Raw genomic sequence first — 20,368 nt, forward strand, 5'->3', positions numbered from 1 at the left:
CGCCGAGCAGCCGATCCCGTACCGCCGCCTAGGCTGGGCGCCGTGACCCAGGACTCCCGGCCGCGCTCGCCGCTCGCCATGGTGCTGCTCGCGCTGCTCGCCGAGGAGCCGATGCACGCCTACCGCATGCAGCGGCTGATCAAGACCCGGCGCAAGGACGACGTCGTCAACGTCGCGCGCTCCAACAGCGTCTACCAGGCGATCGAGCGGCTGCTGCGCGACGGCCTCATCGAGGTGCACGAGAAGCAGGCGGCCGACGCCGGCCCGGCCCGGATCGTCTACGCCCTGACCGACGACGGCTCCGCCGCCCTGCGCCGCTGGATGGACGCCGCGCTGGCGACCCCCGCGCGCGAGTTCCCCGAGTTCCGGGCGGTGCTGGCCGTGCTCGCGATCACCGGGCCCGACCTCGTGCGCGACCGGCTCGCCGAGCGCGTCACCGCGCTCGAGGCCACGCTGGCCGCGGCCGAGCGGGAGGCCGCCGACGCCGAGGAGTGGGGCCTGCCGCGCGTGCTGCTGCTGGAGCACGAGCACCTGCTCGTCGCCACGCGCGCCGAGCTCGGCTGGGTGCGCGGCGTCGTCGCCGACCTGGCATCGGGCGCCCTGACGTGGGACACGCAGGAGATGCTCGACTCGCGCCCGCCCGAGTGAAGCCAAGGTCCCGGGAGTAGCATCCGAAGGTGTTCTTCAGGACCGTCGCCACCTCCGCCGCGATCCTGGTCGCCCTGGCCGTCACGGGCGCCGTCGCGGGACCGGCCTGGGAGCCGGAACCGGTCACGAACCACCTCGGCGTGAGCACCACCTCGACCGCGATCGGGGGCGCCTCGCCCGACGCCGGGCAGCCTGGCGACCACGAGGTGCGCGAGACGCCCGTGACCATCCCGCTGGCCGACGGCCTGGAGGTGGGCGGGCTGCTCCGCGAGCCGGTCCTGACCGGGCAGGACGCCGCGGACGACGCCCCCGGCCGCCCCGGCATCGTGTTCGTGCACGGCGCGGGCACCGGAAAGGCCGCCGACGCCTTCACGCTGGCCGCGACGGCGCTCGCGAGCGCGGGGATCACCACGCTGGTGCCCGACAAGCGCCTCGACAACTACTCCACCCGGCACCGGGACTACGAGGCGATGGCGCGCGACTACGCCTTCTCGGTGAGCTTCCTGCGGGACGTGCCCGGCGTCGACCCGGACTCCGTCGGCCTGTACGCCGAGTCGGAGGGCGCGTGGGTGTCGCCGGTGATGATGGTGGACGACCCGCGGCTCGCGTTCCAGGTCCTGGTGTCGGCCCCGGTGGTGCCGCCGCGCCAGCAGGCCGCGTACGCCGTCGACAACTACCTGCGCAACACCGACGTGCCGGCCGGGGTGTTCCGCGCCATCCCGCGCGCCGTGGGCATGAAGGTGCCGGGCGGCGGGTTCGAGTACGCCGACTTCGACGTCCGGCCCTGGCTGCGCGAGCAGCAGGACCCGATCCTCGCCGTGTTCGGCACCAACGACGCCTCGATGCCCCTGGAACAGGGCACGCGCGAGCTGCTGGCGGACGCCGACGACGTGACCGTGCGGTTCTACGAGCGGGCCAACCACGGCATCAACGTGGAGACGCCCGCCGGCCTGGTGCTGCACCCCGACTTCGCGCGCGACGTCGCCGACTGGGTGCTGGGGCTGCCGGCGACGGCGTCCGCCCCGCCGCAGGTCGCCGGCGCCCAGCCGGAGCAGCTCTACCTCGCGGCCCCCGTGCCGCAGCCGCACTGGTACGGCGACGGCGACTGGCTGGTCGGGGTGGTCGTCACGGCCTCCGGGCTGCTGGTCGTGGGCCCGCTGCTCGTGGGCGGCGCGGTGCTGACCGGCCGCCTCGCCGGACGTCGCTCCGGTCGCCCGGGCGTGCGCCTCGGCCGGGGCCTGCGCGGGCCGCTGACCTTGCTGGGCGTCGGGTCCGTGGCGACGTTGCTCGGGCTCGGCGCCTACCTCGGGGCCGTCGCCCGGCTGGCCCTGGACTACGAGAAGAACGCGTGGGTGGTGCAGGGCGGCTGGATCGCGGTGCGGCTGCTGGGCATCGTCGCCGTCGTCGCGGCGGCGCTGCTGGTGGGCCGGCTCCGCGACCGGCGGATGTCGCTGGTCGAGACCGGAGGACCCGAGCCCCGCCGCGCCGCCGTCGCCGTCGTCTCGACGGGATTCTGGGCGATCGTGCTGGGCTCGGCGGCGCTGCTGGTGACCCTGGCGTACTGGGGCGCCTACCAGCTGGGCATCTGAGCCGCCGCCGCCAGCGGTCGCGGCGCCACGGGCGCCACGGCGTCCGGCAGCGCGTCCGGGAGGCGCAGGTGCCGCACCTGGTCCACGTGCGTGGTCGTCGCCAGCGCCGCGCTGTGCCCCGCCGGCGCGGGCACGTCCGTCAGGTACGGGCGGGGGTGGGGGAGCCGCACCGACGGGTCGGCCGTCACCAGGCTCGGCCGCGGCCCCGTCACGTCCAGGTCCCGCAGCGGGATCGCCAGGCCGTGCCCCGTGAGCTTCGTCGTCGCCTCCTTGCGGGTCCACGAGGCGAGGAGGGAGTCGGCGCGGTCCCGCGTGGGCAGCCGGCGCCACGCGTGGTGCTCGGCCCGGGTGAGCGCGGCCGCCGCGAGATCGTCCAGGTCGCCGTCCGCGGGCCGGGCGTCCAGGTTCGCCCCCACCCGGCCCTCCCCGACGACGGCGACCAGCACCCACGCCCGCGTGTGCGACACCGAGTAGTCCAGACCGGCGTCCTCGACGTGCGGGCGCCCGTGCTGCGGGTCCCCGCAGCGCTCGCATGTGCGCTCCACCACGATCTCCTCCGGCGCGAGACCCAGGTAACGCGACAGGATCAGGCGCTGCGCCGCGCGCGAGGTCAGGTGGACGTCCGTCGCCAGAGCGTCCAGGCCCACGAGATGCTCCCGATCCGGTACGGTCAGCAGGCGCGTCCAGGCTTCTCGGCGTCTGACCGGCACGAGCCAGACGTCGCAGGTGCGGGGTGCTGGTGCGGCGGCTGAGCCCACTGCGTTCTCCTGAGACCTCGATGTGCCCGCGGCTGTCGCCGAGGGCGGAAGTTCCACGCATCCCAGATGTGATGGACGTGCGCAGAAATGCAGGTGTGACCGGACTCGCCGTGGCACAGCCGGACAGAGCCGGTTCGCAGCGGGTAGAAACGGGGTGGACCCCAGCGCCGCCAGCCCCACTTCCCCAGTCTCGACCAGTGGCGTTATCGAGGAGTGAACGGATGATGGACCAGCACGCTTCGGAGCGTGACGAGAGAACTTCGGGCGACGTCGCGGACGACGCGAACGGCGCACCGACCGAGAGCCTCGGCCACGAGCACGTCGCCACGCTCACCCCCGAGACCGGGACCGGCGCCACGCCCGGCACCGCCGCCGACGGCGCCGGGGACGTCCGGCCGTTCGCGAACATCGCGGCCGCCGACTACGTGCGCGACGCCATCGCCGCGCTCGCCCTCCTCGTGTCGCTCGCGCTGCCCTGGAACCTGCTGGACCGCTCCGCGGACCGGGTCGAGGTCGTGCTGGCCGTCGCGCTGTCGCTCGCGTCGCTGACCCTGCCCTACCTCGCGCGCTTCGGCGTGCTGCCCGCGACGTGGACCGTGCACACCACGCGTCGCGCCCGCCTGATCGCCGGGCTCCCGCTCGCCGTGATCGGCCTGGTCCACCTCGTGCTCGACCTGCGCAGCGGCGCGGGCGTCGGCACCGGCCTGGGCCTCGCGCTCGCCGGCGCGGCGCTCGCGGCGACCCCGCGCGACAGCGAGCTCGGGCCCGTCGACCAGGACGGCGCCGTGGTGCGCGCCTGGCGGTTCGGCCTCGCCGGCGTCGGGGCGCTCATCGCCCTGGGCGCCGTGGTCTCCACGCTGCTGGCCGAGTTCGCCGACGGCGCCACGCTCGGCGACCGGCTGCTGGCGCCCGTGTGGCTCGTGCTCTCGCTCGGCCTCGTCTGGCTCCTGGTCGGCGGCACCGTGCGGCACGACCGCCCCTCCCGCCTCGTGCTCGTCGCCGTCGGCATCGTGCTGGCGCTCCTGTTCGTCTTCACGTCCGGCGGCGCGCTGACCGGCATGGAGTCCATGCAGCCCGGCGTCACCGACCCGAGCCGGTTCGGCCTCGTGCTGCTCCCGCTCGCCGCGGCCGTGGCCGGCTCGCCCGCCGTCCGCCGCGACCCCGCGGCGGCCGACGCCGAGGAGAGCACCGAGCACGCCGCCGGTGTGTGGGTCCGCGTGGCCATCCGCGCGTTCGACGTCATCGTGCTGCTCGCCGTGTGCAGCGCGCTGGCCGCGCTCGTGCAGCTCATCGACCCCGGCTTCGTCGGCTCGGGTGCCGGCGTCACGCTGGTGCTGCGGCTCGTGCTCGGCGCCGTCGTCGCCGGTATCGCCTGGTTCGCGCGGCGCTCCCTGAAGCGCGACCCCAACACCGGCCACGTGCCCGCCGTCGGCGCCGCGTGCGTCGCGGGCGTGCTGGGCCTCGTGGTGGTCATCGCGACGTCGGGCGCCAGCCTGGGCGTGAACCTGGGCGACCTGCTCATGGCGCTCGCGCTGCCGATCGTCGCGGCGAGCGCGCTGATGGTGCCCAAGGCGGTCCGCGAGCACTTCCAGACCGCCGGCATCGGCGGCGAGGTCGAGGCCGACCGCACCCAGGCCTACGTATGGGCCCCGCCGCGGCCCAAGGGCGACAAGGCCACGCCGGCCACGCTGCCCGAGGAGCCCGTGCGGAGCGCCCCCGAGCTGCGGCGTCCCGCCGAGCCCCGCCGGGTCACCTCGACGGGCGCCGTGCGGACCGTCGCCGGTGCGACCGCCGCCCAGCGCGGCGTCGTGCCGGTCCGGGCCGTGGAGCCGACGTCGGGCGAGACCCCGACGTCGGGCGAGGTCTCGCTCGGAGCGATGCGCACGGTCGAGGACATGCCGGCGGCGGCCGCCCCGGTCGACGCGACCGCGAGCATGCCCCCGGTCCGCTCGGGCGCCACGCCGGTGGCGGCGCAGCCGTCGCACCCGACGTCGCACGCCACCGCGCGCATCCACCCGGTGGGCCAGCAGGCGCCGTCGGAGGCAGCGGGCGGGCTCGACGAGGACGTGGAGCACACGACGCGCCGGGTGGTCAGCGGCCAGCCGCAGGGCCAGGGTGCCGCGACCGCGGGTCGCGACGCCGAGTCCGGGCACACCGCGGTGCTGCCGCCCGTGGTGGCCGGCGGCCGGTGGAGCCCCGCCCAGGCGCTCGACCCGGCCACGCCGCTCGCGGACCTCGCCAAGATCGTGCAGGAGTCGCCGCACCTGCGGCCCCAGGTCGCGGCCAACCCGTCGACCTACCCGGCGCTGCTGGACTGGCTCGGCGCCCTGGGCGACCCCCAGGTCGACGCGGCCCTCCGCAGCCGCCGCTGACCCCCGACGAGTCAGGCGTACAGGTCACTCCCGTGACCTGTACGCCTGACTCGTGTGCGCGGGACGCCGCTCCTGCAAGCAGGGTCAGGTCCGGATCGTGGGCGTGGTTGGCGCTCCGGGTCCGGACCAGGGGTACAGTGACGGCGTGCGTCTCACGGTGATCCTTCTCCTTCGCTGCCGCGACGAGGCCTAGACAGGCCGGTCCCTCGTCGCGGAGGCTTGGTGTGCCGGCCAACCTCACCGAGCGAAGGACACATGATGGAGAACAGCATCACCGCCACCACCCCCGGCGGAGTTCACGAGACAGCCGTGCACGGCGCAGCAGGCGGGATCATCGAGGACAACCCGCAGCAGACGTCGGGCATGCCGATCCAGAAGTACCGGCCCTTCCACGAGCAGATCCACCTCGAGCTGCCCGACCGGACGTGGCCCGCCAAGCGCATCGAGAAGGCCCCGCGCTGGTGCGCGGTGGACCTGCGCGACGGCAACCAGGCCCTGATCGAGCCGATGGACGCGGAGCGCAAGCTGCGCATGTTCGAGCTCCTGGTCCAGATGGGCTACAAGGAGATCGAGGTCGGGTTCCCGTCGGCCAGCCAGACCGACTACGACTTCGTGCGCAAGCTGATCGACGAGAACCGCATCCCCGACGACGTGGTGATCCAGGTCCTCACGCAGGCTCGCGCGCACCTGATCGAGCGCACGTACGAGGCGATCACGGGCGCCAAGCAGGCGATCGTGCACCTGTACAACTCGACGTCCGTGCTGCAGCGCGAGGTCGTCTTCCGTTCCGACCAGGACGGCATCGTCGACATCGCGCTCGACGGCGCCAAGCTGTGCCGCAAGCTGGAGGAGACGGTCCCGGGCACGCGGGTCTACTACGAGTACTCCCCGGAGTCCTACACGGGCACCGAGCTGGAGTTCGCCGTGCGGATCTGCAACGAGGTCATCGAGGTCTTCGAGCCGACGCCGGAGCGCAAGGTCATCATCAACCTGCCCGCGACCGTCGAGATGGCGACGCCCAACGTGTACGCGGACTCCATCGAGTGGATGAGCCGGCACCTCAACCACCGCGAGAACGTGATCCTGTCGCTGCACCCGCACAACGACCGGGGCACGGCCGTGGCCGCCGCCGAGCTGGGCTACCTGGCCGGCGCCGACCGCATCGAGGGCTGCCTGTTCGGCAACGGTGAGCGCACCGGCAACGTCGACCTGGTGACCCTGGGCATGAACCTGTTCTCGCAGGGGATCGACCCGCAGATCGACTTCAGCGACATCGACGGCATCCGCCGCACGGTCGAGCACTGCAACCAGATGCCGGTCCACGAGCGCCACCCCTACGTGGGCGACCTGGTGTTCACGGCGTTCTCGGGCTCGCACCAGGACGCCATCAAGAAGGGCTTCGAGCACATGGCCGGACGGGCCGAGGCCGCCGGCGTGGGTGTCGACGACCTGGACTGGGGCGTGCCGTACCTGCCGATCGACCCGCGCGACGTCGGCCGGTCCTACGAGGCCGTCATCCGCGTGAACTCGCAGTCCGGCAAGGGCGGCGTGTCCTACCTGCTCAAGAGCGAGCACAACCTGGACCTGCCGCGCCGGCTGCAGATCGAGTTCTCGCACGCCGTGCAGCAGGTGACCGACGAGCAGGGCACCGAGGTCACCGGCGCAGACATCTGGCGCATCTTCACCGACGAGTACCTGCCCGTCGAGGAGAACGCGCCGTCCGGCCTGGAGCACTGGGGCCGGCTGACGCTGCGCGGCACCCGTGCCGTCTCCGCCGAGGGCGAGCAGGACACGCTCGAGGTGGACGTCACCGACCGCGGCAAGGAGCTGACGCTGACCGGCACCGGCAACGGGCCGATCGACGCCTTCGTCAACGCGATCGCGCAGGTAGGCGTGGACGTACGCGTGCTGGACTACACCGAGCACGCCCTGTCCGAGGGCGGCGACGCCAGCGCGGCGGCGTACGTCGAGTGCGCGGTGGGCGACGACGTCCTGTGGGGCGTCGGCATCGACCCGTCGATCACGCTGTCGTCGCTGAAGGCGATCGTGTCGGCCGTCAACCGCGCGGAGCGCGCGGCGGTCTGACGCGGCTCCTGGGCGCCGGGTGCCCGTCGGTCTCCCGACGGGCACCCGGCGCCCGACGACCTAGTCGAGACGCTCGAACGTCGCCTCGAAGCCCGTGGTCCACTGCGTGTGCGTGGTCTCGTCGCACGTGTACTTCAGCGGCTGGGACAGACCCTCGGGCTGGTACGTGTCGCCGTTGCCGGCGAGCTCGCGCGTGACCTCGGCGTCGTCGAAGTCGACCGTCTCGAAGGTGAGCCGGCCGCCCTTGGTCGAGACCGTGTACGTGGCCGTGCCGCTCCACGTCTCGACGTACTCCCCGGCGGGCAGGTCGGCGTGCAGCGGCTCGGCGTCGTCGAACTCGACCACCTGGGTGCCGTCGGGCCGGAACTCCACCACGCGCCCGTTCCAGCCCGCGGTCGGGTAGGTCTCGCCCTGGGCCGAGATCTCCGTGGCCAGGTCCGTCTGCTTCCAGCGGCCCAGCAGGCACTCGTCGATGACCGACGGCGGTTCGGCTGACGCCGATGCGGACGGCTCGCCCGAGGCGCTGGCCGGCGCCGAGACCGACGGCGGGCCCGACGGCGTGGGGTCGGCCTCCGCCCCGCCGGACCGCAGGCCCAGGACGGCGGCCGTGGTGCCGCCGCCGACGATCACCACGACCGCGGCCGCGACCAGCCAGGTGATCGGCCGGGTCAGCAGGCCGCGCCGGGGCGCCTCCGGTTCGGGCTCGGGGGCGGGCGCGGGCCCGGCCGGGAGGGCCTTGACCACGGTCTCGTCGTCGCGCAGCGCGGTCGCGTCGTCGTCCGGGTCGACGGCGCCCGCGCCGCCCGCCACGGCCGGGAGGATCTTCGCGGGGCCCGTCCGGTGGCCGGCGGGCACGTCGTTCAGGAAGTCGAGCACCTCCGCCAGGTCCGGCCGGGCCGCGGGGTCCTTGGACAGGCAGGCCTGGACGAGCGGGAGCAGCCACTCGGGGCACCCGGTCAGGTCGGGCTCCTCGTGCACCACGCGGTAGTAGACGACGGTGGTGTCGCCCTCGCCGAACGCGCGCTGCCCGGTCGCGGCGTAGAGCGCGACGGCGCCCAGCGCCCAGACGTCCGCGGCCGGCGTCGCGAGGCTGCCGCGCACCTGCTCCGGCGCCATGAACGCGGGAGTGCCGACCTTGAGGCCGGTGCGGGTCAGCGACGTCGAGTCGGACCCCTGGGCGATGCCGAAGTCGATGACGAACGGACCGTCCGCGCCGAGCAGGATGTTGGACGGTTTGAGGTCGCGGTGCACGATGCCGGCCTGGTGCACGGCGCGCAGCGCCTCGGCCACGCCGGCCAGCATGCTGCGCACGTCGGCCTCCGGCAGCGGGCCCCGGGTGCGGACGACGGCGGACAGCGCCGGGCCCTCGACGTACTCGACGGCCAGCCACGGCTGCTCGCCTTCCGGGTCGGCGTCGATGAGGGTGGCCAGGAACCGGCCGCGCACCTTCATCGCGGCCGCCGCCTCACGGCGGAACCGGGTGCGGAACTCCGGATCCTGGACGTGTTCGCGCAGGATCGCCTTGAGGGCGAGCCTGCGTCCGGTGCGGGTCTCCGCGAGAAAGACAGCCCCCATGCCGCCCGCCCCGATCCGGCCGAGTAGCTGGTAACCGCCCAGCTCCTGCGGGTCGCCGGGCTCGAGCGGCTGGATCTGCGGGGCTGCCCCTGAGCCTGGCGCGATCATGGAGCGAAACATACCGGATTTCCTTGAATTCACCCGATATTTCGGTCATCGTGATTCGCGTTCCCGAACGAATTACAGATGCAGGGGGAGAACCATGAAGCGAAAGCTGGTGAGCCGCGCGCTGCCGTCCGTGCTCGTCGCGGGCGGTCTGCTCGTCACGGGCGGCATGTCCGCGACCGCGGCCGACGGCGCGCCGTCGAGCGTCGAGCAGTCGGCCGGCGGCCTGGGCGACGTGCTGTCGGGCACGGTCGACGCCGTCGTCGGCAAGGGCGGTGCGGTGGACAGCACGCTCGGCCAGGTGACCGACACCGTCGAGCAGGTCACCAAGAAGGAGGGCGCCGTCGACGACACCGTGAAGGGTGTCACGGGCGCTGTCGACGCGGTGGCCGGCAGGGACGGCGCCGTCGACGACGTGGTGCGCGGCGTGACCGGCGGTGAGGCCAAGGCGCCGACCGCGAAGGGCGGCCCCGTGGACGACGTCGTGCGCGGCGTGTCCGGCGTGGTCACCTCGGTGGCCGGCGAGGACGGCGCCGTCGACGACGTGCTCGGTGCAGACGAGCCCGAGCGCGGCCTGACCGACAACCTGCCGAACGAGATCATCGACGACGTCGGCTCGATCGGCGAGAACCTGGGCCGCGGCGACGTGCCCGGCACCATCGGCGCGGTGACCGGCGAGAACGGTGTCGTGGACGACCTGCTCGAGAGCCCCGTGCACGGCGGTCCGGGCGGGGGCGACCCGGGTGACGGTGGGCCTGGTGGTCCGGGTGGGCCTGGTGACGGGCCGGGCTCGGGCGACGGTTCGGGCACGATCCCGGTGTCCAACCTGCCGGGGCTAGGCACCGGCGTCGACACGGGCCTGCCCATCCAGTCGATCGGCGAGGCGCAGGCTCCGGGCGCGCTGGCGCAGACGGGCTTCCAGGTGGCCGGGGCCGCGGCGGTGGCGCTCGGCCTCACGGCCGCGGGCGCCGCGATGGTCCGGGCGCGGCGGCGGATGCTGGAGACGCAGGACTGAGGCGCTGAAGCGCGGCAGTTTGCCCCGCAGACTCGGCAGTTGGCATCGAGATCGGCTCAGGCCTGAGCCGATCTCGATGCCAACTGCCGAGCATCCGGCGGCCCCGGCTAACCTGCACGCATGAGCTGGCCGGTCACCATCAACTTCCACCCCGACCGGCTGGTCGCCGACGGCAGCGAGACGCTGATCGAGCGCCTCGCCCACGACCGGGTGTGGCGCTCCCAGTTCGAGACCGGCACCAGCAACGGCGGCCTCACCGCGTATGCGGGCGGGGACCGCTGGCGCTGGGAGCAGCGCATGTTCGACGGCCGGTACGACGCCGCCGAGCCGCACCTGCGCCCGCGCTACGGCGCGCTGAACCACCGGGGCCGGGCGGCGGGCGGTGCCGTCCGCTTCGGCTCGTCGCACCTGCGGCTGCGCCCGCACGTGCTGGGGCGCACCACGTTCTGCTACCCGGACTCGTTCCTCGAACCGGAGCACTTCGCCATCGCCGACCCGAGCGCGCTGGTCGCGCTGGCGGACGCCGACACCGCGGCCGGCGTCCACGACCTGCTGGACGACTACGTCGAGGCCCAGGTGCACGGCGTCGTCGCCCTGCCGGACGACGTCGAGGCGCTGGTGCTGGACCCCTGCTACCGGGAGACCGCCGTGGCCGACGCCGCCGGGCGGCTGGGCGTCGCCGTCGAGTGGCACCCCGGGTTCCGGCTGCACGTGGACGAGGTGGCCGCGCGCCCGGAGTTCCGCGGCCCGGCGATCGTGGACGTGGCGCGGAAGGTCGCCGCCGGGCGGGCGGCGGGCGGGTGGCTGGACGCCCGCGTCGTCGGCGAGGCGGTGCTGGCGGGGGAGCACGACCCGCAGGACCTCAAGAAGGTGTGGCATCACCTGGCGCGCTGGGGCGGGGCGTAGCGCTCTGCCGGTGCAGGTGCCGGCCCGGTCGCATCTGCCGCTGGCTGGGCCCGCGGGGCAGGCCGAGACGGCCGGCGCGGCCGTGTCAGCAGCACCCCCGCCAGGCTCACCACGAACCCCGCCACCGTCAGCAGCGGCAGCTTCTCGCCGAACATGGCCCAGGCCCACGCGGCCGAGACCGCCGGGGTGAGGTAGAGCCACGTGCTCACCGCGACCGGGCCCCGCGTGCGCTGCACGTACAGGTACATGCCGTACCCGCCCAGGAACGCCAGCCCGACGAGCCAGGCGATCGCGAGCCAGAAGGTCGGGTCGGCGGGTGGTGCGGCCTGCCCGCTCCCCAGCGCGAGCACCGCGAAGACCCCGAGCGCGACGACGCCCTGCACGGCCAGGGAGTCCAGGACGTCGTGCCCGCGGCCGTCGTCGGGCGCGGGCCAGAGGTCGCCCAGCACCGTGGCCGCCGACAGCGACAGCATGCCGAGCACCGCCCAGAGCGCGCCCGCGGCGCCGGACCCGGCGGCGACGTCGGGCCCGACGGCGAGCGCGACGCCCGCGAAGCCGATCGCCAGGCCGACGGCCTGGCGGCGTCCGCCCCCGTGTCGACGCCCCGCACCCGACAGCACCACCGCGACCAGGGCCGGCTGGAGCGAGGCGAGCAGTGCGGCGGTCCCGGCCGGCAGGCCCTCCTCGACCGCGCGGAACACGCCGTACAGGTATCCGGCCTGGCCGAGCGCGCCGAGCACGGCCTCGCGCCGCAGGTAGCGCGGGCCGTACCGGCGGCCGAGCGCTAGCACGACCACCACCATCAGCAGTGCGGCGACGACGTAGCGCCACAGCAGCGTGGTGGTGGCGGGCGCGACCGGGGCCGCGAACGTGGCGCCCACGAAGCCGGAGCTCCACGTCACCACGAGCAGGGCGGGGGCGAGGTGTCGGAGAAAGCTCATGCCCAGCAGATAACCATACAGGTCGGTATACTCGCAGTATCCTCCGTATCCCAGCAGGTCAGGAGAGGTCCCGTGCCACGACGCAGCCCCAACCCCGACACCCCGGCCGGCGAGCGGATCCTCGTCACGGCCAGCGAGCTCTTCTACGAGCGCGGCATCCGCGGCGTCGGCGTCGACCTGATCGCCGACCAGGCCGGCGTCACCAAGAAGACGCTGTACGACCGGTTCGGCTCCAAGGACGCGCTGGTCGCCGCCTACCTGACCCGCCGGCATGAGCGCTGGGCGGCGTGGTTCCGCGAGCACCTCGCGGAACGCGGCGCGACCGGCACCGACCAGGTGCTGGCGGCGCTCGAGGTCGCCGAGGAGTGGGCCGACGACAACGTGCGCGGGTGCGCGTTCGTCAACGCGCACGGCGAGATCGGCGGCACCGAACACCCGGGCAACGCCGTGATCCTGGCCGACAAGCAGTACATGCTCGCCGCCTTCCAGGGCCTGCTGCGCGACGCCGGGCACCCCGACGCGGAGCGGCTCGGCGAGCAGGTCCACCTGCTCTACGAGGGCGCGATGGTCGCGCACACGACGCGCGCGCAGCCGGACGCGTTCGGCGTCGCGCGCGCGGCGGCCCGGGCCCTGCTGCGGGACTGAGCGGCGGGGGCCCGGGCACGAGGCCGATCGCGGGACCGGGCGCGGCACGGCTGTGTACCCTCGGCCCGTGCGCCAGCAGAGCATTCTCCAGCCCGGCACGGGCACCGGCCCCACCGCCGACGTCGTCGACGGGGCCGCCTACCTGCCCACCTCGCCCGACACCGCGTACTGGGGCCGCCTGCCCTGCGCGGCGGACACCGCGGTGCTGAGCGTGGACCCGGGGCAGGAGGTCGTCGTCGACACCCTGTCCCACGAGGGCCTCCTGGAGGACCAGGGCGGGGACCCGCTCGCGTACTTCGCCGAGCGGGGCGTCGCCGAGGACGCCGTCCTGGCGGACGCCGTCGAGCTCGCCGCCGCCCGCCGGTCCCGCCTGGGGGCGCGGACGCCGGGGCTGCCCGACGTGCCCGGCGCGCACGGCGGCCACGTGGTCACGGGGCCGGTCGAGGTCCGTGGCGCGCGGCCCGGCGACCTGCTCGCGATCCGCGTGCTGTCGACCGAGCCGCGGGTGCCGTACGGCGTCATCTCCAACCGGCACGGCCGCGGCTCCCTGCCGGACGAGTTCCCGGCGGGCGGGGCCGGCATCGTGAGCGTCTTCGCCCAGGTGGACTTCTGGGCCGACGGCGTCGGGCGCGGCTCCATCCCGCTCGCGGAGGACTCCGCCGCCCGGGTCGGCTTCGACCTGCACCCGTTCCTCGGCATCATGGGCGTCGCCGCGGCCGGGCACGAGCGGCCGCACTCGGTACCGCCGGGGCCGTTCGGCGGCAACATCGACATCAACCTGCTGGGCGCCGGGTCCACGCTCTACCTGCCCGTGCAGGTGGCCGGGGCCCTGGCCTACGTGGGCGACCCGCACTTCGCGCAGGGCGACGGCGAGGTGGCGCTCACCGCGTTCGAGGCCTCGCTGCGGGTGCGGCTCGGGTTCGACGTGATCCCGGCGTCCGACGCCGTCGCGGCCTTCGGGGAGCTGGCCGGCCCGCTCGCCGAGACCGCCGAGTTCCTGGTGCCCACCGGGCTGGACCGCGACCTCGACGTCGCCGTGCAGAACTGTGTGCGCGCGGCGGTCGCGCTGCTGGGCGTGCGGTACGGGATGTCGCCCGCGCACGCCTACGCGTACCTGTCCGCCGCGACGGACTTCGACATCTCGCAGGTCGTGGACGTCGTCAAGGGCGTGCACGCGCGGATCCGCAAGGCGGACTTCCTGCCGAGGTAGCGGGTCCGGCGCCGCGGCCGGCCGCAGCCGCAACCGCGGCCGCAACCGCAGCCGAACGTAGGGTTCGTCGGCGCAAGAGCCCTTACACGCCGACGAACCCTACGTTCGACGGCGGTAGCCCCGCAGGCCGGGTCCGCCGGGGGCAGGTCGACTGGCGGCGGTCGTACCAGCCCGACAGCAGTCGAACGTAGGGCCCGTCGGTGCAAGGGCGCCCGTACGCCGACGAACCCTACGTTCGACGGCGGTGGCCCTCACGGCGGCGGGAGCCGGCGAGCCAGGGCAGGCCGGTGCCGGTCGTGCCGGTCCGGCAGCAGTCGAACGTAGGGTCCGTCGGCGCATGAGCCCTCACACGGCGCCGAACCCTACGTTCGACGGTGGTAGCTCTCACGGGCGGCGGGGGCAGGCAGGCTCACGCCGCCCAGCGCCGGTCGTACCGGTCCGGCAGCGGCCGAACGTAGGGTTCGTCGGCGCAAGAGCGCCCGTACGCCGACGAACCCTACGTTCGACGGCGGTGGCCCTCGCGGCGGCGGGGGCCGGCGGGCGAGGGCAGGCCGGCGCCGGTCGTGCTGGTCCGGCAGCAGTCGAACGTAGGGTCCGTCGGCGCATGAGCCCTCACACGGCGCCGAACCCTACGTTCGACGGCGGTAGCTCCCGCGGGCGGCGGGGGCAGGCAGGCTCACGCCGCCCAGTGCCGGTCGTGCTGGTCCGGCAGTAGTCGAACGTAGGGTTCGTCGGCGCATAGGCCTTCACACGGCGCCGAACCCTACGTTCGACGGCGGTCGTCCCCGACGGCGGCGGCTCCCCGCGGGCGGCGGGGGCAGCCAGGCTCACGCCGGCCGGCGGCGGTCGTACCAGTCCGGCAGCTGCTCGAAGCCCGCCGAGCGGTAGGTCGCGACGGCCGGGGTGCGTGAGCTCTCTGTGATGACCACGGCGCTGGACGACCCGAGCTCCCGCAGCGTGGCCGCCGCGGCGACCGTGATCGCCCGGCCGTAGCCGTGTCCGCGCTGGTCCGGGTGCACGCCCAGGGGCTCGATCAGTCCCGGCCGCCCGGGTCCGGCCGACCACACCGTCGTCGCGCCCACGGGTATGCCCGCGGCGTCGCGGGCCAGGAGGCACCGCGCGTCGGCGTACAGGGGCCCGGCCGCCATGTCGTGCCAGCGCTCGTCGACGAACGTCGGGCCGCCGAACGCGGCCCGGTGCACGGCGGTCCGCTCGCTCACCTGCTCGGGGCCGACCACCTCGACCCGCACTCCGGCGTCGTCGACCGGGGTTGGGTCGACCGGGTCCGTGAGGTCGCGCACCAGCGGGGCGAACGGGTCGTCGAGGCCCCAGCCCGCCTCGCCGAGCAGGTCCTGCACCAGGGCGTCGTCGGGCGCCTCGACGCTCACGGCGCCGTCCGGCAGCACGCCCTGGTCCGGCGCCGACAGGTCCGCGACCAGCCGGCGGGCCAGCTCCTCGTCCTGGCGGGCGTCGGGTGCGGTCGTCAGGCGCAGCAGCCGGGCGCCGTCGAGCAGGCCCACGGCGAGCACCCGACCGTCCCGGCTCCAGGTGCGGACGGCGGCGGCTGCCGCCGGGGCGCCGAAGCGCCGGAACCAGCCGATGTCCCCGGGGTGCAGCTGCACGGGCGCGGCGTCGGACTGCCATTCCCGCAGCGCCGCGGCGGCCAGGTTCAGGTCGTCGATCCCGGGATCGCCCCTCATGATCGTCATGGGCTGATCCAACCTCTCGGCCCGGCCGGCCCGCCAACCATTTTGGTGGCCCACTGGTGACACGGATGCCCGTGGCACCTTTCTCCCACTTCCCGGCTCATTTACCGCATTGCAAACATCTCCGTATCCGATCCGGCACCCCGGACCGGCAGATAAATCACCGGGTCATACCTTGGCCCGCTGGAAGGAGAATGATGATGAGAAGAGCGTCTGCGCTTCTCGCGGTGATCTCGTTGGTGGCCTCGCTCCTCGGGGCCGTGGTCGGCGTGGCGGGGCCCGCTTCGGCCGCCGCACGTGACGGGGTCTGCGACAGCGGCGAGTTCTGTTACTACTACAACAGCGACAACGCGGGGTCCGTCTCGGACTTCACGGGCTCGGTCAGCGACTACGGCACCGCGCAGCCCTCGTGCTACGACTTCAAGAGCTCGGGCAACGGCCAGGGCGAGTGCATCAAGAACAACGCGGCCTCGGTGTGGAACCGCACCGGCGAGAACGTCCGCGTCTACTACAACACCGGCTACGGCGGCGAGTACCAGAACATCGGCTCGGGCTACAAGGGCCAGCTCAGCGCGGAGCTGTACAACAACAACGCCTCGCACCAGCTCGTCGGCACCACCGGCAACGACACCGGGGCGCGCAGCGGCACCTGCGAGGACGGCGAGTTCTGCTACTACTACAACAGCGGCAACGCCGGGTCGATCTCCGACTTCACCGAGTCCGCGGGCAGCTATGGCGACGCCCAGCCCACCTGCTACGACTACAAGGGCGCCGGCGCCGGCCAGGGCGAGTGCATCAAGAACAACGCCGCGTCCGTGTGGAACAGGTCCACCAAGACGGTCCGCGTCTACTACAACAGCAACTACGCGGGCACCTACCAGGACGTCGCTCCCGGGTTCAAGGGCCAGCTGAACAGCTCGCTCTACAACAACAACGCCTCGCACCAGTTCGTCGGCGCACCCGCGTCCGGCAGCGGCTCGCGCAGCGGCACCTGCGAGTCCGGGGAGCTCTGCTACTACTACAACAGCGGCAACGCGGGGTCGATCTCCGACTTCACCGACTCCGTCGGTGACTACGGCACGTCGCAGCCGTCGTGCTTCGACTTCAAGGGTGCGGGCGCCGGCCAGGGCGAGTGCATCAAGAACAACGCCGCGTCGGTGTGGAACCGGTCCAGCAAGACCGTCTGCGTCTACTACAACAGCTACTACGGCGGGTCCTCGCAGGCCGTGGCGGCGGGCTTCAAGGGCGCGCTGAACGGCACGCTCTACAACAACAACGCCTCCCACAAGTTCATCACGGGCACCACGTGCCCGGTCTCCGAGGGCCCCGTCGACCCGGGCAGCCCCGGTGGCGACACCAGCGGTGACTACAACCAGAAGGTCGAGCGGGTCATCCAGGCCGCGCTCGCGCAGACCGGCCAGGGCTACACGTACTCCTGGGGCGGCGGCAACAAGTACGGCCCGACCTACGGCATCTGCTGCAGCCCGGGCGGCTACGACGACCGGAGCCGGTTCGGCTTCGACTGCTCCGGCCTGACGCAGTACGCGTTCTGGCAGGGTGCCGGCGTCGACATCGGCACCTACACCGGCGCCCACCTCAGCAAGGGCACCAAGGTCTCCATGAGCAACCTGCAGCGCGGCGACCTGATCATGTGGGGCGGCTGGTCCAGCACGTACCACGTAGCCATATATCTAGGAAACGGTCAGATGGTCGAGGCGGCGCCACCACGCAACTCGACCAGCGTGCACGTGACGAACGTGTACGGAGGTGACTTCGGCATCCGGGTGAACATGTGATCCGAAGCAGAAGATGAATGGCACTGTCCTGCCACCGGAAACGGTGGCAGGACAGTGCCATTTGCCGTATTCACGGCCGGAATTGTCGCGGCACCTGCGTGTCAGGCCATTTCCCTTGTTGGTGCCCCGGGTGCGGGAAAGGATGAGGGCAGAGACAAAAAAGAATCCCCTGTCGAGATGGAGAATCATCGTGCAGATCAACGCCGTCCGGCGCGTCGCCGCCGTCGCCCTCTTCGCCGCACTGCTCACCGCCGCCGGCCAGGGGGCGGCCGTCGCGTCCGACCCGCAGTGGGAGTCGGACCCGCAGTGGGAGACCGCTCCGGTCGCGGCACCCGTGTGGGACGCGGCCCCGCCGACCGCCCAGCCCTGATGTCCCGTGCGCATCGTCAGCATCACCGTCGAGGCGCCGAACCACGCGGCCTGGATCACGTCGGCGAGACTCGTCGAGGAGGTCCGGGCCGCGGCCGTACCGCGGGACGAGCTGGCCCACGTCTACGCCGGCGTGCGGCCCCGTGGCTTCGGCGTGGTGGTCTTCCTCCTGGTCCCGCTGGACCAGGCCGCGGCGACCGGGTGCCGCCTGGTCCTGACCGCGGCCGACGCCCTGGGCGAGGGCTGGACCCTGGGCACGGTGCGGGTCTGGGGCCCGGAGGGCCTCAGCTCAGGTCGGCCGGGCCTCAGCTGAGGTCCGCGGGGGCCAGCCAGCCGCGCTCCAGGGCCCGCGCCCCGGCCTGGAACCGGCTGCCGGCGTCGAGCCGCTCCATGAGCACGCTGCTGAGGCGGCGCACCGTCCGCAGGGACACGCCGAGCCGCCGGCCCGCCGCCTCGTCGGTCGCGCCCTTGGCCCACAGCCGCAGCAGCTCGCGCTCCTGCACCGACAGTCCGTCGTGGTCCCGCCGCCGGTCCGCGCCGAGCGGGGTGGCCGACCGCCAGGTCTGCGTGAACAGGGCCATCAGCGCGGCCACGACGCCGGGGGAGGTCATCACGACCGCGCCGGACCCCGACTCGGCGTCCGCCAGGGGGACCATCGCGTGGTCCTGGTCGATGATCTGCAGACGTACCGGGATGGTCGCGGCCAGCCGCACCTCGGCGCCGTTGTTGCGCAGCCACGTCGCGTGGTCCCAGGTGGGCTGGTCGTTGCGGATGCTCTCCAGGTAGACGGTGCGCATCCGCACCCCGCGGTCCAGCAGCACCTGGCTCAGCGCGCGGCTCGACTCCAGCGCACGCGACGACGTGGCGCGCGTCGGCACGAACGTGCAGAGCTGGTGCGTGCACGCCGCGGTGAGCGTCGCGAGCCGGTCGCGCGCCTCCTCGGCGGTGCCCAGCACCTCGACGTCGGGCCCCCGGCGCACGTTCTGCAGCTCGGACACGAGCCGGGCGAGCGCCACCCGGCCCTCCTCGATCTCCTGGTTGCGCCGCGCGACGTGCGCCTGCTCCCGGGCGAGCAGGGCGGCGAGCCCCACCTCCGGGCTGACCGGGCGGAACCCCTCGTCGCCCGCCCACGACTCCTCGACGAGCATCAGGCGGGACAGCTCGTCCAGCGCGTCGCGGACCTGCGCCTCGTCGATCCCGAGCGCGGCGGCGAGCAGGTCGGGCCCCGCGTCGCGGTCCCGGAGCATCTGGAGGTAGACCGACTCAGCGGTTCCGGACAGCCCAAGTCCTTGCAGCATGGTGTGACACCCCGATCGGACGGACGACAGGGGCGCCGGGTGGCCGTCCCGGTCTCGCAGGATCGCACAGGGCGGGAGGTCCGAGAAGGGGTAGCCCCAGAGTTCACCCGCTCCGCCGCGACGTATCGTCTGACCTGCTGGTTCGTCCGGCCTGGCAGCATGGGCGCATGGCTCTCGACCTCAGCGTGTGGCGCGTCCGGCCCGAACCCGGTCCGCTCGTCGCCCCGACCGGCCCCGGCGTGCTCGACGGCGAGAGCGTGGCGGTGAAGGACCTGTTCGCCGTGGCCGGACAGCGCGTCGGCGCGGGCAACCCGGCGTGGCTCGCTGCGGCGCCCGTCGAGCAAGCACACGCCGACGCCGTCGCGCGGCTGCTCGCGGCCGGGGCCGCCGTCGAGGGGATCGCGCGGACCGAGGAGTTCGCGTACTCGCTGACCGGCGCCAACGCGCACCACGGCACGCCGCCCAACCCGGCCGCGCCCGGCCGGATCAGCGGTGGTTCGACGTCGGGCCCGACGACGGCGGTGGCGTCCGGTCAGGCGAGCGTCGCCCTGGGGACCGACACCGGCGGGTCGGTGCGCGTGCCCGCCGCCTACCAGGGGCTGTGGGGCATCCGGCCGACGCACGGCGCGGTCGCGTCCGGCGGGCTGCTGCCGCTGGCGCCGTCCTTCGACACGGTGGGCTGGCTGGCGCGCGACGCCGACACCCTGGCCCGCGTGGGCCAGGTGCTGCTCCCGCCGGACCGGGTCGCCCTGTCCGACGACGTCCCGCTCGTGGCGAGCGATGCCCTGCTCGACCTGGCCGCGCCCGAGGTGCGCGACGCCGTCGGGCAGCTCGCCCGGACCGCCGGGGCCGGGGCGGTGGACTGGGCGCCCGAGCCCGCGTGGCTCGCCGCGTTCCAGACGCTGCAGGCCGCCGAGGCGTGGGCCGCCCACGGCGCGTGGCTGGCGGGGCGCATGGACACGCTCGGGCCCGCGGTGCGCGCCCGGTTCGAGCGGGCTCGGTCGGTCGGCGCGGACGAGGCGGCTGCCGCGCGGGCCGACGTCGGGCGGGCGCGGGCCGAGATCCGGGAGCGGCTGGGGGAGCGGGTGCTCGTGCTGCCGTCCGCGGCGACGGTGGCGCCGCTGCCGCAGGAGGCCGAGGCCGCACGGGAGGCGACGATGCTGCTGACCTGCGTGGCGGGGCTCGGCGGGCTGCCGGCGGTGTCGGTCCCGGTGCCGACGGCGAGCGGGCTCCCGGCGGGCGCCTGCCTGGTGGGTCCGGCGGGCTCGGACGGCGCGCTGCTGGACCTGGCGGCCCGGCTGGCAAGCTGACATACCCGCCCGGCGGCGTCGAACGTAGGGTTGGTCGGGG

General features: G+C 74.0%; 17 protein-coding genes. 12 read left to right on the forward strand and 5 right to left on the reverse strand.

Annotated elements, in window-relative coordinates; genetic code table 11:
- Nucleotides 1-42 precede the first annotated feature (42 nt).
- Nucleotides 43-648 (forward strand): PadR family transcriptional regulator, encoded by a 606-nt coding sequence (locus H291_RS0105285; RefSeq protein ID WP_020013938.1) that lies wholly within the window; start codon nt 43-45, stop codon nt 646-648.
- A gap of 29 nt (nt 649-677) precedes the next feature.
- Complete coding sequence (locus tag H291_RS0105290; RefSeq protein ID WP_020013939.1) at nt 678-2,237, forward strand: alpha/beta hydrolase family protein; 1,560 nt, start codon at nt 678-680, stop codon at nt 2,235-2,237.
- Here H291_RS0105290 and H291_RS32265 read toward each other — a convergent pair.
- Nucleotides 2,219-2,884 carry a 4'-phosphopantetheinyl transferase family protein gene (locus H291_RS32265; protein WP_020013940.1) on the reverse strand — a complete coding sequence of 222 codons (666 nt, stop codon included), beginning with the start codon at nt 2,882-2,884 and terminating at the stop codon, nt 2,219-2,221. The genes H291_RS0105290 and H291_RS32265 overlap by 19 nt on opposite strands.
- A gap of 332 nt (nt 2,885-3,216) precedes the next feature.
- On the opposite strand from H291_RS32265, the gene H291_RS0105300 reads away from it, so the two are divergent.
- Together H291_RS0105300 and leuA are read left to right on the forward strand one after the other, a co-directional pair.
- Nucleotides 3,217-5,367: a DUF7937 domain-containing protein gene (locus H291_RS0105300; protein WP_020013941.1), complete on the forward strand. Its 2,151-nt coding sequence runs from the start codon at nt 3,217-3,219 to the stop codon at nt 5,365-5,367.
- A gap of 255 nt (nt 5,368-5,622) precedes the next feature.
- Complete coding sequence (leuA, locus tag H291_RS0105305; protein WP_020013942.1) at nt 5,623-7,452, forward strand: 2-isopropylmalate synthase; 1,830 nt, start codon at nt 5,623-5,625, stop codon at nt 7,450-7,452.
- Between the two features lie 60 nt (nt 7,453-7,512).
- On the opposite strand, the gene H291_RS32270 is transcribed toward leuA, so the two are convergent.
- Complete coding sequence (locus H291_RS32270; RefSeq protein ID WP_051109383.1) at nt 7,513-9,135, reverse strand: serine/threonine-protein kinase; 1,623 nt, start codon at nt 9,133-9,135, stop codon at nt 7,513-7,515.
- 94 nt (nt 9,136-9,229) lie between these two features.
- Between H291_RS32270 and H291_RS0105315 the strand changes: the two genes are divergently transcribed.
- Both H291_RS0105315 and H291_RS0105320 read left to right on the forward strand, forming a co-directional pair.
- Complete coding sequence (locus H291_RS0105315) at nt 9,230-10,147, forward strand: hypothetical protein (protein ID WP_026365423.1); 918 nt, start codon at nt 9,230-9,232, stop codon at nt 10,145-10,147.
- A gap of 120 nt (nt 10,148-10,267) precedes the next feature.
- Nucleotides 10,268-11,053: a DUF3626 domain-containing protein gene (locus H291_RS0105320; protein WP_020013943.1), complete on the forward strand. Its 786-nt coding sequence runs from the start codon at nt 10,268-10,270 to the stop codon at nt 11,051-11,053.
- Here the strand turns inward: H291_RS0105320 and H291_RS28780 are convergent.
- Complete coding sequence (locus H291_RS28780; protein WP_020013944.1) at nt 11,026-11,994, reverse strand: DMT family transporter; 969 nt, start codon at nt 11,992-11,994, stop codon at nt 11,026-11,028. The genes H291_RS0105320 and H291_RS28780 overlap by 28 nt on opposite strands.
- A gap of 72 nt (nt 11,995-12,066) precedes the next feature.
- On the opposite strand from H291_RS28780, the gene H291_RS0105330 reads away from it, so the two are divergent.
- Nucleotides 12,067-12,639, forward strand: coding sequence for a TetR/AcrR family transcriptional regulator (locus H291_RS0105330; RefSeq protein ID WP_020013945.1), 573 nt, complete (start codon nt 12,067-12,069; stop codon nt 12,637-12,639).
- 67 nt (nt 12,640-12,706) lie between these two features.
- Nucleotides 12,707-13,849, forward strand: coding sequence for an acetamidase/formamidase family protein (locus H291_RS0105335; protein WP_033326147.1), 1,143 nt, complete (start codon nt 12,707-12,709; stop codon nt 13,847-13,849).
- A gap of 827 nt (nt 13,850-14,676) precedes the next feature.
- Here the strand turns inward: H291_RS0105335 and H291_RS0105340 are convergent.
- The gene (locus H291_RS0105340; RefSeq protein WP_020013947.1) at nt 14,677-15,558 is read right to left on the reverse strand and encodes a GNAT family N-acetyltransferase; all 882 of its coding nucleotides are present in this window, start codon (nt 15,556-15,558) and stop codon (nt 14,677-14,679) included.
- 197 nt (nt 15,559-15,755) lie between these two features.
- On the opposite strand from H291_RS0105340, the gene H291_RS34095 reads away from it, so the two are divergent.
- The 3 genes from H291_RS34095 (at nt 15,756) to H291_RS0105355 (ending at nt 18,033) form a co-directional block, all read left to right on the forward strand.
- Nucleotides 15,756-17,351, forward strand: coding sequence for a peptidase inhibitor family I36 protein (locus H291_RS34095; protein ID WP_198012407.1), 1,596 nt, complete (start codon nt 15,756-15,758; stop codon nt 17,349-17,351).
- A 190-nt stretch (nt 17,352-17,541) separates the two neighbouring features.
- Entirely contained in the window at nt 17,542-17,721 is a 180-nt protein-coding gene (locus H291_RS0105350; protein ID WP_020013949.1) for a hypothetical protein, read from the forward strand.
- Between the two features lie 6 nt (nt 17,722-17,727).
- The gene (locus tag H291_RS0105355; protein ID WP_020013950.1) at nt 17,728-18,033 is read left to right on the forward strand and encodes a hypothetical protein; all 306 of its coding nucleotides are present in this window, start codon (nt 17,728-17,730) and stop codon (nt 18,031-18,033) included.
- Here the strand turns inward: H291_RS0105355 and H291_RS0105360 are convergent.
- Nucleotides 18,026-19,018 (reverse strand): helix-turn-helix transcriptional regulator, encoded by a 993-nt coding sequence (locus H291_RS0105360; protein WP_026365424.1) that lies wholly within the window; start codon nt 19,016-19,018, stop codon nt 18,026-18,028. The genes H291_RS0105355 and H291_RS0105360 overlap by 8 nt on opposite strands.
- A 167-nt stretch (nt 19,019-19,185) precedes the next feature.
- Here H291_RS0105360 and H291_RS0105365 point away from each other — a divergent pair, with 167 nt between their 5' ends.
- Entirely contained in the window at nt 19,186-20,328 is a 1,143-nt protein-coding gene (locus H291_RS0105365; RefSeq protein WP_020013952.1) for an amidase family protein, read from the forward strand.
- Nucleotides 20,329-20,368 lie beyond the last annotated feature (40 nt).

Origin of the sequence: Promicromonospora sukumoe 327MFSha3.1 (assembly GCF_000385135.1) — a bacterium.
In the GTDB taxonomy this organism is placed as follows: domain Bacteria; phylum Actinomycetota; class Actinomycetes; order Actinomycetales; family Cellulomonadaceae; genus Promicromonospora; species Promicromonospora sukumoe_B.

What these genes read in the sequence shown, in the direction of transcription:
- H291_RS0105300 (WP_020013941.1), top strand. Translation starts at nt 3,217, where the DNA reads ATGATGGACCAGCACGCTTCGGAGCGTGACGAGAGAACTTCGGGCGAC.
- leuA (WP_020013942.1), top strand. Translation starts at nt 5,623, where the DNA reads ATGATGGAGAACAGCATCACCGCCACCACCCCCGGCGGAGTTCACGAG.
- H291_RS32270 (WP_051109383.1), bottom strand. Translation starts at nt 9,135, where the DNA reads ATGATCGCGCCAGGCTCAGGGGCAGCCCCGCAGATCCAGCCGCTCGAG.
- H291_RS0105315 (WP_026365423.1), top strand. Translation starts at nt 9,230, where the DNA reads ATGAAGCGAAAGCTGGTGAGCCGCGCGCTGCCGTCCGTGCTCGTCGCG.
- H291_RS0105320 (WP_020013943.1), top strand. Translation starts at nt 10,268, where the DNA reads ATGAGCTGGCCGGTCACCATCAACTTCCACCCCGACCGGCTGGTCGCC.
- H291_RS28780 (WP_020013944.1), bottom strand. Translation starts at nt 11,994, where the DNA reads ATGAGCTTTCTCCGACACCTCGCCCCCGCCCTGCTCGTGGTGACGTGG.
- H291_RS0105340 (WP_020013947.1), bottom strand. Translation starts at nt 15,558, where the DNA reads ATGACGATCATGAGGGGCGATCCCGGGATCGACGACCTGAACCTGGCC.
- H291_RS34095 (WP_198012407.1), top strand. Translation starts at nt 15,756, where the DNA reads ATGAGAAGAGCGTCTGCGCTTCTCGCGGTGATCTCGTTGGTGGCCTCG.
- H291_RS0105360 (WP_026365424.1), bottom strand. Translation starts at nt 19,018, where the DNA reads ATGCTGCAAGGACTTGGGCTGTCCGGAACCGCTGAGTCGGTCTACCTC.
- H291_RS0105365 (WP_020013952.1), top strand. Translation starts at nt 19,186, where the DNA reads ATGGCTCTCGACCTCAGCGTGTGGCGCGTCCGGCCCGAACCCGGTCCG.